Below are 13,594 nucleotides of genomic sequence, written 5' to 3'. Positions count from 1 at the left end.
ATGACTATCCGATGGGGAGAAAAAAGATATTATTCTCTTGATTATTATATAAAGCAGACTTATGGAGAAAAACTATATAAGATTTCTCTGGATGGAGGAATGACCTGTCCGAACCGAGATGGCACTTTGGGCCGCCGGGGCTGTATCTTTTGCAGTACCGGCGGTTCAGGTGATTTTGCCTCTAATCGAAGATTGTCAATTACAGAACAGATTGAACAGGGTAAATCTCAAGTAGCCAAAAAGCATTCCGGTGTATCTTACATCGCATATTTTCAGGCATACACCAACACCTATGCCCCTGTTTCTTATCTAAGAGAAGTCTTCACTGAAGCAATTCATCACCCTGACATAAAGATTCTGGATATTGCCACACGACCGGATTGTCTCGGGTCAGATATCATAGAATTATTAGATGAATTAAACCAGATAAAGCCTGTGTGGGTTGAGCTGGGCCTTCAGACCATTCACCCTAAGACTGCCCATTTTATCAGAAGAGGTTATGAACTTCCTGTATTTGAGCAGGCAGTCCAGAAGCTTCGCGCTATTCATATCCCAGTCATCGTTCATATGATTCTAGGGCTCCCCGGAGAAAGTACCAAAGATATTCTTGATACCGTCCATTATCTGAATGCGCAGGATATTCAAGGAGTGAAGTTGCAATTATTACACATACTAAAAGATACAGATCTGGCCGATTACTACAACGAACATCCATTCTCGCTTCCGGATATGGAAGAATATTTTTCGCTCATTGGCCAGTGCCTGTGTCATCTCCGCCCAGATATCGTCATACACAGACTTACTGGTGACGGACCGAAATCGCTTCTGATTGCCCCCTTATGGACGGGAAATAAACGTCAGGTATTAAACAATATGCAGGCATATTTGAAAACTCACGACATATGGCAAGGAAAGGAGTTATGACCATGGACACGTCTTTCAAATTATATAAATTAATTGTTCTCTATATGCTGAGTAAAGTAGATTTTCCTCTGACCAATGCTCAGATATCAGAATTCATTCTGGACGAAGGATATACCACTTATTTTAAACTGCAGCAGGCAATATCGGAACTCATCGAGTCTGGTTTCATCCGCGAAGAATCAACGCACAGCAGAACCTTCTACCATCTTACTGAAGAAGGTGCAGAGACGATTCATTTCTTTAAAAATGATATATCTCCTGCCATTCAGCAAGATATCAATACTTTTTTAAAAGAAAAGCAATACGAATTAAAAAATGAAGTTTCTGTCAAATCAGATTACTATCGCAATTCCAATCAGGAATATTCGGTACGATGTCAGGTAATCGAACATGGTGTTCCTCTCATTGACTTGACAGTCACTGCTCCGACAGAAGCCGAAGCCGAAACCATAGCAAATAACTGGACCAAAAAGAACCAGGAAGTCTATGCAATGATTATGTCAAATCTGCTGTGAACAAAAGGGGGATTTTATGAAATTAAAGAAATTAAGAGACTTATACATTAGTTTTTTTAAAATAGGAGGACTTACTTTCGGCGGTGGACTTGCAATGCTGCCAATGCTTCAGAGAGAAGTAGTGGAAGAACGCCATTGGTGTACCGAAGAAGAAATTCTCGATATGTATGCAATCGGCCAATGTACTCCGGGTATCATTGCCGTGAACACTGCAACTTACGTCGGATATAAACAAGCAGGTTTCACAGGAGGAGTTGCCGGAACACTTGGTGTTATCTCACCTTCCATCATTATTATCTGCTTGATTGCATCCATTTTACAGAACTTTATCCATCTTCCACTCGTTGTACATGCACTTGCAGGAATTCGCGTTATTGTCTGTGCATTAATGCTCAACACCGTTGTATCTATGGCGCGTAAGGGTATTATCGATAAGCTCGGAGCTATTCTGTTTCTTGTAGCTTTTCTTCTGGCATGCTTTACTCCGATTCCTACTGCTGTAATTATCATATTGGCAGGTCTCGTTGGAATCATTGCCAAAAAACTAGAAAGGAGATGTGCCAAATGATATATCTGACACTAGCTTTTGAATTTTTCAAAATCGGCTTATTTTCTGTGGGCGGTGGAATGGCTACACTTCCTTTCCTTATGGATCTGACAGAAAAATACGATTGGTTTACTGCCAGTGAGCTTGCGAATATGGTCGCAATCAGTGAAAGTACCCCTGGACCCGTCGGCATTAATATGGCAACTTACGCCGGATACCAGGCAGCTGGTATTCCTGGCGCTCTGATTGCAACTTTATCATTGACAGCTCCAGCATTAGTTATTATTGTCCTGATCGCCAGATTCTTAGAAAACTTTAGTGAAAATCCTACAGTCAAAGCTGTTTTTTATGGAATCCGTCCTACAGTAGCCGCCCTGATAGGTTATGCAGTATGGGAGCTCTTACAGATTACGATGGTCTGTGCCACCGATGGACAGACACGTCTCAATCTGATCAGCATTACTGTCTGCCTGATAGCATTTATTTTCATGCAGATCAAGCCATTAAAAAAACTGCACCCCCTTGTATGGATTATTATGGGTGCAATCATTGGAATTTTATTTCAAATGTAAATATAATATATCTCTATCTATAGAGAAGGCGCAGTAATCCCTGCGCCTTACATTTATTGGTTATATACTTAGTCTTCCAGAAGGAATTCACTCATCACATAATTACTGATATCAATCCCTCTCTCTGTCAGTCTCACATAATCTCCTGATTCTTCTAACAGTTTTTTATCATACATATCCTGCAAGACATTTCCATAAATATCTTCCATAATGCATCCAAAGTCTTTCTGGAACTTACTTTTTGACACGCCTTCTATCTTTCGAAGCCCCAGGAACATATACTCCTCCATCTGATTTGCCCTGCTTAGGACTTCTGGCTCTTCTCCCTGTGTCCAACGTCTGTTTTGCATCAGAGATGCAGCTCCGGTCCCAATACCCAGATATTCTGCCCGATTCCAATATCCAAGATTATGACGGCATTCATATCCTTCTCTGGCATAATTCGATATCTCATATCTGTGATATCCATATTCCTTAAGAATATCTGCAGTAAGCTGATACATCAGACGTTCTGTATCTTCATCGGGAAGCTCTCTTTTTCTTCTTGCTTTGGCCCGCTCTCCTTCGCCATACTTTTCATAAAATGGCGTGCCAGGCTCAATAATCAGACTATATGCTGATATATGTTCCAGTCCCAATTCTGCCACTGTACTCAGGGTCTTCATCCAATCTTTCAGCGTCTGAAATGGTATTCCCGACATCAGATCTACATTAATATTGTCAAATCCCTCTTCTCTTGCAAGTACGAAAGTTTCCAGAAAATCTTCATATGTATGAATCCTGCCAAGCATCTTTAATTCCTGATTATTCGTCGACTGAAGACCTATACTCAGACGATTAATACCAACTTTCCGATAGGACTTCATCTTCATCCGGTCTACAGTACCAGGATTCACTTCTATTGAGATCTCTGCATCTGAATCTACCGGAAAGGTTCCTCTGACAGCATCAAAAATCGCATGAATCTGCCCAGGTTCCAGAATAGACGGTGTCCCTCCGCCAATGAAAACACTGACAATATGATAATCCCCTGACAACACTCCATAAGCACGTATCTGCTCACAAAGTTCTTCTACATACCGCTGTCTTTCTTCAGCCGAAGCAGGTGCTGACAGGAAATCACAGTACCTGCATTTCTTCACACAGAACGGTATATGAACATATAATTCTAATGGTCTCATTACTTATCATCCAGCTTTAATACACTCATAAATGCTTTTTGTGGAATCTCAACATTTCCCACCTGTCGCATACGCTTCTTACCTTCTTTTTGCTTTTCCAGAAGCTTCCTCTTACGGCTGATATCACCACCGTAGCATTTCGCCAACACATCTTTGCGCATCGCTTTTACCGTCTCTCTGGCAATAATCTTACTTCCGATTGCAGCCTGAATCGGAATCTCGAACAACTGTCTTGGAATCTCTTCCTTTAACTTCTCACACATCTTACGTCCGCGTTCATATGCTGTATCTGCATGAATAATAAAGGAAAGCGCATCTACCTCTTCTTTGTTAATCAAAATATCCAGTTTCACAAGATTAGACTGTACATAACCATCCATCTCATAATCGAAGGATGCATAACCTCGGGATCGAGATTTTAATGCATCAAAGAAATCATAGATAATCTCATTCAATGGCAAATGATATCTCAGCACTGCACGAGTCTCTTCAATATATTCCATCCCATCATAGATTCCCCTGCGTTCCTGACACAGATCCATAATGGCACCGATAAACTCGGAAGTTACCATGATTTCAGCCTTAACCATAGGTTCTTCCATATACTCTATTTCTGATGGATCTGGAAGATTAGACGGGTTGGTCAATTCAATAACATCTCCATTGGTTTTATGAACCTTGTAGATAACACCTGGTGCGGTCGTTACCAGATCCAGATTATATTCTCTCTCCAGACGTTCCTGAATAATTTCCAGATGTAATAATCCCAAAAAGCCACATCGGAAACCAAATCCTAATGCAATAGATGTCTCTGGTTCAAACTGCAAAGACGCATCATTTAACTGCAATTTTTCCAGCGCATCTCTAAGATCCGGGTATTTCGCGCCATCTGCCGGATACATGCCACAATAAACCATTGGGTTTACTTTCTTATATCCGGGAAGTGGTTCAGCACATGGTTCCACCGCATTGGTAATCGTATCTCCCACACGAGTATCCTTCACATTCTTCAGACTGGCCGTAATATATCCTACCATTCCTGCGCTTAGCTCCTCACAAGGAATGAACTGTCCTGCGCCAAAGTAGCCCACTTCCACGACCTCAGCCTTTGCTCCGGTCGCCATCATCAGAATCGGAGTTCCCTTTCGAACGGATCCTTCCTTGATTCGACAGAATACTATAACACCTTTATAAGAATCATATAAAGAGTCAAAAATCAAAGCCTGCAAAGGTGCCTCTGGATTTCCCACAGGAGCCGGAATCTTCTCAACAATCTGCTCCAGAACCTGATCCACATTCAATCCGGTTTTTGCAGAGATCAATGGTGCATCCGTTGCCTCGATGCCAATGACATCTTCAATCTCCTCAATCACACGCTCCGGCTCAGCACTTGGAAGATCAATCTTATTAATCACCGGCATAACATCCAGATCATGATCCAATGCCAGATAGACGTTCGCCAGTGTCTGAGCCTCCACACCCTGTGCGGCATCAACTACCAGAATTGCTCCATCACAGGCAGCCAGACTTCTGGAAACTTCATAATTAAAATCCACATGCCCTGGGGTATCAATCAGATTGAAAATATACTCTTCCCCGTTCTTCGCCTTATAAACAATACGCACCGCCTGCGCTTTGATGGTAATTCCTCGCTCTCTCTCCAATTCCATATTGTCAAGAACCTGAGACTGCATCTCCCGGCTGGTAAGCAGACCTGTCATCTCAATAATACGGTCTGCCAGCGTAGATTTTCCGTGATCAATATGCGCTATAATACAAAAATTACGAATTTTACTCTGATCTATTGCCACTGATATCTTTCCCCTTAATCATAAATTTACAATTATTATTTTCAGCAATCGCTGCGCTCAGTATATCACGCAGCACTGTATTTTACAATGAAAAGTTCCACACTCATCACATCATTCAGACGTCCTGTTTTTACCATTTCTTCCGTATTGACTGCTTCTTCCATGATACTTCTAAGCTCTTCCCTGGAAAAAGTTCTGCACTGCTGTATATACTTGCCAGCCACAAAAGGATGGAGTCCTACAGTCTTTGCAATCTGTGATTTTTCATATCCTTTTCCACAGAGATCCTTCACTTCAAGAAGTAGTTTGAACTGGCGGGCCAGAAGATACAAGATTCGCATCGGCGGTTCTTTCAATGCAAGCAGGTCATAATAATAATTCAAGGCTTTTTTCTGCTGTTTTACAGCTACCGCTTCCACCATTTCAAAAATCTTGTTGGTAATCTGGGTCGTACAGATATCGTCAATATCCTGTACCGTAATCTCGTTTCTGCCCAATGTATAGGAGAATAACTTTTCCATCTCTTTTTCCAGATTCTCCATGTCTGTGCCTGTTTTTGACACCAGATAACGAGCTGTAGATTCCTTGATCTGTCTGCCTTCTCTTTTCACATTACCGGCAATCCAATACAAAAGTGTCTTCTCATCCTGGCGTCCCATTTCAACGATCCGCCCCTTATCTTTTGCCGCCTTATACATCTTACCGCGCTTGTCCACTTCATTTTCTACAAATAAGAAGCAGACAGTGTCAGGCATATTTTTCATATAATCTGCTAATTCTGGTGTTGCACTTTTAAAAAAGCCAGAATTTTCTATCACGATCAATCTGCGCTCAGCAAAAAACGGCATCGTTTCCGCCAGATCGATCAATTCTGCCGGATTGATTCCTTTCCCCTCATAATAAGCATAATTCACGGTATCCCCATCTGGGAGTATCGCTTTGGTAAGCTTATCTTTATACTGTTTTTTCAAATAAGCCTCCTCCCCATACAGGAGATATATTTGCTTAAATTGACCTAATTTAATATCCTCATTCAAACTTTTCATGAATTATCTTACCATGTCTCTTGAAATATCTTCCAGGGAATGTGCCCCACACATTGCCATAGTATCCTTTAATTCTGAAGCCAGTTTTTCCGTATAGGCTGCGACACCTTCTCCGGCTCCACCATATACAGCCGTCACGTATGGACGTCCAATCAAAACCGCATCTGCACCAAGTGCTAACGCTTTAAAGATATCGACACCTGAACGAATTCCTCCATCGACAAATATCTTCATATCTTTTCCGACTGCATCCACAATGTCTGCTAATACTTCTGCTGTTGCCGGACACTGATCCAGCACACGTCCTCCATGATTCGATACAACAATTGCTGCCGCCCCGGCTTCTTTCGCCTTCAACGCACCTTTTACAGTCATGATACCTTTCAGAATAAAAGGAACTTTTGCTTCTCGCACAATCTCCTGAAGTTCTTCCACTGATTTACTTCCAGCCGGAGGAGTAAGATTCTTCAAAAACGGAAGACCTGCCGCATCGATATCCATTGCCACCGCAAAAGAACCAGAATCCTGAATCATAGACAACTTTTCTCTTAAAGTATTCATGTCCCACGGTTTTACTGTCGGGATTCCTTTTCCTCCCTTTCCCTTGATTGCTTTGGTTGCTGCCACCATAACTGCCGGATTAGTACCATCTCCGGTAAATGCTGCAATTCCTGCATCTGCACAGGCAGATACCAGGATATCATTGTACTCCAGATCATCATATTTATCTCCATAATGCAACTTCATCGCTCCGATTGGAGCGGCAAAAATCGGATATTTAAAAGACTCTCCAAAAATATTCAATGTAGTGTCTACTGGTTTATTTTCACAGATCGTATCCATGTTCACACATAATTCCTGCCATTTATCATAATTACGAATTGCCACCGTTCCACTTCCCTTTGCTCCAGGTCCCGGCATCTTATTGCCACAAGCCTTTCCATTACATACCGGACAGGCTTTGCAATGTTCTCCCATGCAAGTTTTTGCATGATTCAATACTTCTTCATATGTCATCTTCTATTACCTCTTTTCGTATCATTTAAATCAACTTCCTTTTAGAATTATACTGAATCTTTTTCTTGAATTCAACTGTTTCCCCAATGTAATCACGAATTGTCTGCGTAACAATTCCACTTTATGTACATCTCATTTTTATGGATAATTATCATTACCGCACCTGTTTCTTGTGTTGACTTAATTTTACATTCTGCTTCTTCCAGCCTGGCAATCGTCTCTTGATGCGGATGTCCGTATCGGTTCTTTTGTCCCGCTGATATAATAGCATATCGTGGTTTCACCACATCTAAGAATTCTTTGCTTGAAGAGTTCTTAGAGCCATGGTGGGCTACTTTCAGTACTTCCCAAGAACAATTTTTATACTTATGCTTCAAAAGATCCGTCAATTCTTCTTCTCCTTTGCCTTCTACATCTCCAGTAAGGAGCATATCATATTCCCCATAGGACACTGCCATTACCATGGATGTCTCATTTCCCGTCTCTAATCCTTCTTCGGCTTCACTTGGTTGCAGACAAGTCAGAGTCAGCTCCTCTTCCATGATCTCCTGACCTGGAGCGATCACAACTACACGAATCCCTTCTTTTTTTGCTCTCTCTGCCAATGCCACCAATTCTTCTCCCCACACTTCCTGCACCGGAAGAACCAGAGTATCTATGGTCACTCCTATTTTCTTCCGATCTATCAATTCTTCAATCCCATTCATATGATCACTGTCTCCATGCGTCACGATTACATAGTCAAGTCTAGATACTCCCTGTGACTTTAAAAAAGGCTCAATTCTATATTGTCCTATCTTTTTCACATCACTGCTTCCTCCATCAATCAGATATGTTCCTCCATCCGGTCCTTTGATAAAAATCCCATCCCCTTGCCCGACATCTAAGATTGTCGTCATCAGTTTTCCATCTTCACCCCAGCGAAATCCCAGCACAAATACTGCCATTCCCAAAAGTGCTGCTGCCAGTACTTTGCACCGGTTTGATTTCTTCCATAGCAAAAGTAAGACCATACACAACACAACATAATATACTGCAATCTGCCACAACTGTGGTCTGCCAGTCACGATTCTAGATGCCGGAAGCCTAATGGCGATGTTACAACCCTTTTTATAAATCCAGAGAATTACTCCACATATCTTCATAAGGATTTTAGCTATTGGCATACACACCACATAGATTCCGCTTCCTGCCATTCCCAGGAATAACAAGACTGACATAAGTGGAATTACAAAAAGATTCAACAGAAATGAATAAAGTGGAAACTCAAAAAAATAGTATAACAAAATGGGAAGTAATACGAGATTGATACTGACGCTGGCCCAAATTCCCTGAAACGCGAAGTCTTGAAACGCTGGAAGTACCAGTAGAATTGCCAACACTGCTCCGAAAGATAACCAAAATCCGCCATCGAACAGATAAAGCGGTCTCCACAACAATACTACCACTGCGGCAAAAGCAAATGCTGTCGGCGCATCATAATGCCGACCGGTCATATCTGCCCCGACTCTGAACAGGAACATTACAAGTGCACGCATAGCTGATACTGTACATCCGATCATCAAGATATACATGCACAGAAAAAATATTCCAGCCACCCCTCCAACAGAATATGAACCTGTCAGCCGACGTAACATCCGATACATTCCCAGTCCTACAAAGGAAAGATGCAGCCCTGAAATTGCAAGTATATGCGCAATCCCATTTGCCTGATAAAGCGTTCTTAAATCCTGATCCATAGAGGACTTTTCCCCCAACATCATGGCACTTAATACAGTCCCATCTTCGTCTCCCATCATTCTGATCAATTGCTCTTTCCACTGAAGCCGGAACTTCATAAGCCCAGACTGTAATTTCCATTCTTGTCTATCAATTACAGTCACTTTTTCTGCCCACATCAACCCATGAATATTCTGACACTGATAGTACTGTTTCTGATCAAAATTTCCTGGATTTCTGGCATGTTGAAAAAATGAGACTTCTCCTTCTGCCTGTATGACATTTCCTATATTCACTTGTAAATCGGGATCTATGTATACGATAATCTTAGATTCTTGAAACGATTGTTTCTCATATTGAATAGAATTGTTCTTTAGATATACTGCCTGATATTTATCCTTCTGCTCAAAATAATAGATTTGTCCCTGTAAAGATATTGTATCGCCTTGGGACACAATACATTCAAGCGGTGAAGGACGAAGTTCTTTTACAAACCTCTCTCCTCCAACCGCTATACTCACAGCAACCATCATCAATATTATCAGGCACACACTTAACAATGGCCTGTTTTTCATGACTATTCTTTCTCCTCCACAAGGTTCTGATCTCGTGATAATGGCTTACTAAGATCTACTGTTCCCATGTATGTGATATCGGATTCCCCATTCACCAGAATCTGCACCTGACTGGATGCACCTCCATCAACAATAGAATTAACAATTGCATATATTGTAATTTTAGGATCTATCGTGTAAGTATTATTCAGAAATCCTTCATCAAGATTCACATAACACACATTATCCTTGACCGACACGCCAAGCACCTTAGTTTCCGGCGGAATCACCGGATACAGTCCTTCCTTAGACGGACCCTTCAATAATTGTTCTACTATCAGCTTTTCTATCGATGTATTACTATTATAACGGACGCTGATATTTTCTGTTATCATAGCATTTCCTTGCTCATTGGCAAAATATAGTTTCAATTCTCCAACCTGGTAAGAATACAACAATGAACCTGTATTCTGCACAAAATCTTCTGCACGCATATACCCCACTTCTTTACCCAGATTATCAGTTAATGGACTGTTCTCAATAAAAAAGCAGACATACTCTACCTCTGAAAGCTGCGACAAAGTCTGTACCACAGCTGCTTTCAGCAGCACCTCTTTGGCAGCACTCAGTTTCTCATAAGTACTGTTAAAATGAATCTCTAATTTTTTATCGGATAACGTCCAGTCTTGTATCTTTAATTTTTCCGGGAACACGCTTTTATATTCTATAGAATCTGGTTCCTTTTGCATCGCATTCAATAAGTTCTGAACCTTTTCCTCCGCATTCTCTCCTTTCATCTCATACTTTTCTTTTACCAAAGCGGTATCTTCTGTATTCACGTAACAGATAAAAGACTCTCCTTCTTCTGGTTCCTTTCCTTTTCTGCATCCTGCCAGAAGTGAAAGACACAGCAGTATGCAAACAATCGTATAGCATCTTTTTCGACTCATATTGCTCTTTCCTCCTGTCCTAAGATACATAAGTCAGCGGAATTCGTATTGTAAATGTCGTTCCCTCTCCCACCTGACTATAAGCCTTAATTGCGCCTCGATGCATCACCACCGCACTTCTTGCAATGGCAAGACCCAACCCAGTTCCACCGATTTCTCTGGAATGGGATTTATCGACACGATAAAACCTTTCAAATATATGTTCCAGCGCCTCTTCAGGGATTCCAATTCCAGAATCGGCAACTTCAATATAACAATTTTTGTGATCCGCGTTCAAAGATACATGAATCCATCCATTCTCTTTATTATACTTAATAGCATTTTCTACAAGATTTGTAATCGCAAGTGACAGTTTCATCTCATCTACTTCAGCGGTTACCGGACGGAAGCTTTCAAATACCACTTCGATATTGCGTGTCGCTGCTATTGGCCGAAGCTGCTTCAGTATTCTTTCTACCAGGGCATTGATATTTTCAGACTTGATATTCAAAGTATTTGCCGTCTTGTCCATCTTCACCAGAGACAGGAGATCATTGATAATCTTATTCTCTCTTTCAATCTCTTCTGACAAATCTCCCATAAATTCCTGATATAGTTCTGCCGGAACATCTTCCTGTGCCAACAACGAATCTGCCAATACCTTCATTGATGTCAGCGGTGTCTTTAATTCATGTGACACATTTGCCACGAATTCATTGCGAGAATCATCCAACACTTTCATTCGTTCTACCATTCTGTTAAATGATTCTGAGATCAATATAGTCTCTGTATAGGTGTTCTCATGCAGATAATTGTCCTCATATCCATCCGTTACCGCCGCCAAAGAACAACTGATTCTTTGGAATGGCCTCACCATAATGATACCTGCCGCAAAAGCCAACGCCAACAGTACTACAGCAATCGTAAGTTCCACAATCAAGATTCTTTCATCTAATATCTGCATACTGTCAACAATCGAATCCGTCGATACACTTACAAGCATGACTCCTAATACTTTATCCGATCCCATCTCATAGATTGGAGAAGTCACCTCTATATGCCTGTTTTTTGCATCATAATTACTGGTGCCCTTTCCCTGAAAGCACCGGATTACTTCTTCGGATACGATGGTTTTTCCCATATCCATATCATATGTATCTTCTTCAATATGGAACTCTTGATCTATGATCAGAACACGTCCACTATAGATATTGGATAGCTGCACCAGCTCCGTTCTGATCACTTCAGACGCTTCACCAGCCAAGTAATTGGAATTACTCAGTTGATTGCCAAGAATAGTACATTGATTCTGTATCTCTGCAGTTCGTACTTCTACTGTTCTTTTCTCATAACTGCTCAGAATCACCCCTCTCATAATAAGGCCCGGCACAATCCCAGCCAAAAATATCAACAGGGTGATTCGAAAACGCAAGCTCTTAAATACATTCTGTTTAAAATACTTTTTAACCCCTAAAATAATAACCCACTCCCCATTTTGTATATACGTACTTTGGATCACTTGGATTCGTCTCAATCTTCTCCCTAAGCCTACGTATATGTACATCTACTGTTCTTGCATCTCCAGGATATTCATATCCCCATACAATGTTCAACAGATTTTCACGGCTATAGACTTTATTCGGATTCATTGCCAACAATTCCAGAAGATCGAATTCTTTTGCCGTCAGATTAACCTCTTTTTTTCCGATAACCACGCGCCGGCTCTCACAATCAATCGTCATATCACCTTTCACAATAATCTTATCGTTCACCTTGCTTTGATTACTTTTGCTGACACGACGCATGATTGCTTTGATACGTGCCTTTACTTCCAGAATATTAAATGGCTTCGTTATGTAATCATCTGCGCCATATTCCAATCCCAGTATCTTATCCATATCATCACTTCTGGCCGTCAGCATAACAATAGGAACATCTGAAAATTCACGAATCTGCTGGCATACTTCAAATCCATCATGCTTTGGCAGCATAACATCTAATAAAATCATGTCATAGGCATTCTCTCTGGCAAGTTTCAATGCTTCCTCCCCATCATAAGCACAGTCTACTTCCATTCCATCTTGTTCTAAGCTAAAACGAATTCCTTTTACAATTAATTTTTCATCGTCTACTACCAATACTCTTCTACCCATTCACGCTCTCCCTCGCTAAATCTTTATCTGATCCATAATCTTTTGAAACGTACCTTCTTTAATGCCTTCCACTTCCATTAATTCTTCAATCTTCTGAAAACCGCCATGCTCTTCTCGGTACTGGATAATGGCTGTTGCCTTTGCCTCACCAATTCCATTTAAAGTCTTAAGCTGCTCTTTCGATGCTGTATTCAAATTCACTTTGCCATCTTCTTCTGGATCTGCGCTTTGATTTTCTAAGATTTGCTGTTCTTTTTCTTCTCTGGAAGGAACATATATCTGCTGTCCATCCTCTATCTGCTCCGCCTGATTCAACGCTTCTGCTGATGCTTCATCACTAAGTCCCCCAGCCGCTTCCAATGCCTCATAGATACGGCTGCCTGTATGAAGTCTGTATACTCCTGGATTCACAACCTCGCCACATACATGGACATAGATTGCCTCCTGTTTCTCTTCCGTATCTTCTGTCTCTGCATCTTGCGATGTATCTTCTTTTACTTCTGCCAATTGCACCTGCTCTTTTTCCGCTTCTTTTGAACATCCTGCAAGCAGAAGCAAAACTGCCGCCATAATGATAACTTTTCTTTTTTTCCAGATCTTTCTACGCATAAATTCTCCTTTACAGT

Annotated in this window: 13 protein-coding genes; 4 read left to right on the top strand and 9 right to left on the bottom strand. The window is 41.2% G+C overall.

Annotated elements, in window-relative coordinates; genetic code table 11:
• Genes JQM81_RS09485 through JQM81_RS09470 form a run of 4 tightly spaced genes read left to right on the top strand, consistent with a single transcriptional unit; the run spans nt 1 to nt 2,558 of the window.
• Entirely contained in the window at nt 1-924 is a 924-nt protein-coding gene (locus tag JQM81_RS09485) for a TIGR01212 family radical SAM protein (protein WP_235233272.1), read from the top strand.
• 2 nt (nt 925-926) lie between these two features.
• Nucleotides 927-1,439: a DUF4364 family protein gene (locus tag JQM81_RS09480; RefSeq protein ID WP_235233271.1), complete on the top strand. Its 513-nt coding sequence runs from the start codon at nt 927-929 to the stop codon at nt 1,437-1,439.
• A gap of 16 nt (nt 1,440-1,455) precedes the next feature.
• Entirely contained in the window at nt 1,456-2,007 is a 552-nt protein-coding gene (locus tag JQM81_RS09475; RefSeq protein ID WP_235233270.1) for a chromate transporter, read from the top strand.
• A complete protein-coding gene (locus tag JQM81_RS09470; RefSeq protein WP_235233269.1) occupies nt 2,004-2,558 on the top strand; it encodes a chromate transporter in 555 nt (184 codons plus the stop codon). Before JQM81_RS09475 ends, JQM81_RS09470 begins: the two co-directional genes overlap by 4 nt.
• Before the next feature lie 68 nt (nt 2,559-2,626).
• Here the strand turns inward: JQM81_RS09470 and hemW are convergent, their stop codons facing one another.
• The 9 genes from hemW to JQM81_RS09425 all read right to left on the bottom strand — a co-directional run bounded on the left by hemW (nt 2,627) and on the right by JQM81_RS09425 (nt 13,577).
• Nucleotides 2,627-3,739, bottom strand: coding sequence for a radical SAM family heme chaperone HemW (gene hemW, locus JQM81_RS09465; protein ID WP_235233268.1), 1,113 nt, complete (start codon nt 3,737-3,739; stop codon nt 2,627-2,629).
• Nucleotides 3,739-5,550: a translation elongation factor 4 gene (gene lepA, locus JQM81_RS09460; protein WP_235233267.1), complete on the bottom strand. Its 1,812-nt coding sequence runs from the start codon at nt 5,548-5,550 to the stop codon at nt 3,739-3,741. Before lepA ends, hemW begins: the two co-directional genes overlap by 1 nt.
• A 65-nt stretch (nt 5,551-5,615) precedes the next feature.
• On the bottom strand, nt 5,616-6,596 hold the full coding sequence (holA, locus tag JQM81_RS09455; RefSeq protein WP_235233266.1) for a DNA polymerase III subunit delta: 981 nt from the start codon (nt 6,594-6,596) through the stop codon (nt 5,616-5,618).
• 3 nt (nt 6,597-6,599) lie between these two features.
• The gene (locus JQM81_RS09450) at nt 6,600-7,613 is read right to left on the bottom strand and encodes an alpha-hydroxy-acid oxidizing protein (protein WP_235233265.1); all 1,014 of its coding nucleotides are present in this window, start codon (nt 7,611-7,613) and stop codon (nt 6,600-6,602) included.
• Nucleotides 7,614-7,705: 92 nt separating this feature from the next.
• Nucleotides 7,706-9,907 (bottom strand): DNA internalization-related competence protein ComEC/Rec2, encoded by a 2,202-nt coding sequence (locus JQM81_RS09445; protein WP_235233264.1) that lies wholly within the window; start codon nt 9,905-9,907, stop codon nt 7,706-7,708.
• 2 nt (nt 9,908-9,909) lie between these two features.
• Nucleotides 9,910-10,836: a GerMN domain-containing protein gene (locus JQM81_RS09440; RefSeq protein WP_235233263.1), complete on the bottom strand. Its 927-nt coding sequence runs from the start codon at nt 10,834-10,836 to the stop codon at nt 9,910-9,912.
• A 19-nt stretch (nt 10,837-10,855) separates the two neighbouring features.
• A complete protein-coding gene (locus tag JQM81_RS09435) occupies nt 10,856-12,190 on the bottom strand; it encodes a sensor histidine kinase (protein WP_235233262.1) in 1,335 nt (444 codons plus the stop codon).
• An 88-nt stretch (nt 12,191-12,278) separates the two neighbouring features.
• Nucleotides 12,279-12,968, bottom strand: coding sequence for a response regulator transcription factor (locus JQM81_RS09430; protein ID WP_235233261.1), 690 nt, complete (start codon nt 12,966-12,968; stop codon nt 12,279-12,281).
• Nucleotides 12,969-12,983: 15 nt separating this feature from the next.
• Complete coding sequence (locus JQM81_RS09425) at nt 12,984-13,577, bottom strand: ComEA family DNA-binding protein (RefSeq protein WP_235233260.1); 594 nt, start codon at nt 13,575-13,577, stop codon at nt 12,984-12,986.
• Nucleotides 13,578-13,594 lie beyond the last annotated feature (17 nt).

It is taken from the genome of Faecalicatena contorta, assembly GCF_021531895.1.
Classification (GTDB): Bacteria; Bacillota; Clostridia; order Lachnospirales; family Lachnospiraceae; genus JAFBIX01.
This window is presented reverse-complemented; position numbering and strand designations above follow the sequence as displayed.

Bases quoted from the DNA above. Each gene is read 5' to 3' on its own strand.
- JQM81_RS09485 (WP_235233272.1), top strand. From the start codon at position 1: ATGACTATCCGATGGGGAGAAAAAAGATATTATTCTCTTGATTATTAT.
- JQM81_RS09480 (WP_235233271.1), top strand. From the start codon at position 927: ATGGACACGTCTTTCAAATTATATAAATTAATTGTTCTCTATATGCTG.
- JQM81_RS09475 (WP_235233270.1), top strand. From the start codon at position 1,456: ATGAAATTAAAGAAATTAAGAGACTTATACATTAGTTTTTTTAAAATA.
- JQM81_RS09470 (WP_235233269.1), top strand. From the start codon at position 2,004: ATGATATATCTGACACTAGCTTTTGAATTTTTCAAAATCGGCTTATTT.
- hemW (WP_235233268.1), bottom strand. From the start codon at position 3,739: ATGAGACCATTAGAATTATATGTTCATATACCGTTCTGTGTGAAGAAA.
- holA (WP_235233266.1), bottom strand. From the start codon at position 6,596: ATGAAAAGTTTGAATGAGGATATTAAATTAGGTCAATTTAAGCAAATA.
- JQM81_RS09450 (WP_235233265.1), bottom strand. From the start codon at position 7,613: ATGACATATGAAGAAGTATTGAATCATGCAAAAACTTGCATGGGAGAA.
- JQM81_RS09445 (WP_235233264.1), bottom strand. From the start codon at position 9,907: ATGAAAAACAGGCCATTGTTAAGTGTGTGCCTGATAATATTGATGATG.
- JQM81_RS09440 (WP_235233263.1), bottom strand. From the start codon at position 10,836: ATGAGTCGAAAAAGATGCTATACGATTGTTTGCATACTGCTGTGTCTT.
- JQM81_RS09435 (WP_235233262.1), bottom strand. From the start codon at position 12,190: ATGAGAGGGGTGATTCTGAGCAGTTATGAGAAAAGAACAGTAGAAGTA.
- JQM81_RS09430 (WP_235233261.1), bottom strand. From the start codon at position 12,968: ATGGGTAGAAGAGTATTGGTAGTAGACGATGAAAAATTAATTGTAAAA.
- JQM81_RS09425 (WP_235233260.1), bottom strand. From the start codon at position 13,577: ATGCGTAGAAAGATCTGGAAAAAAAGAAAAGTTATCATTATGGCGGCA.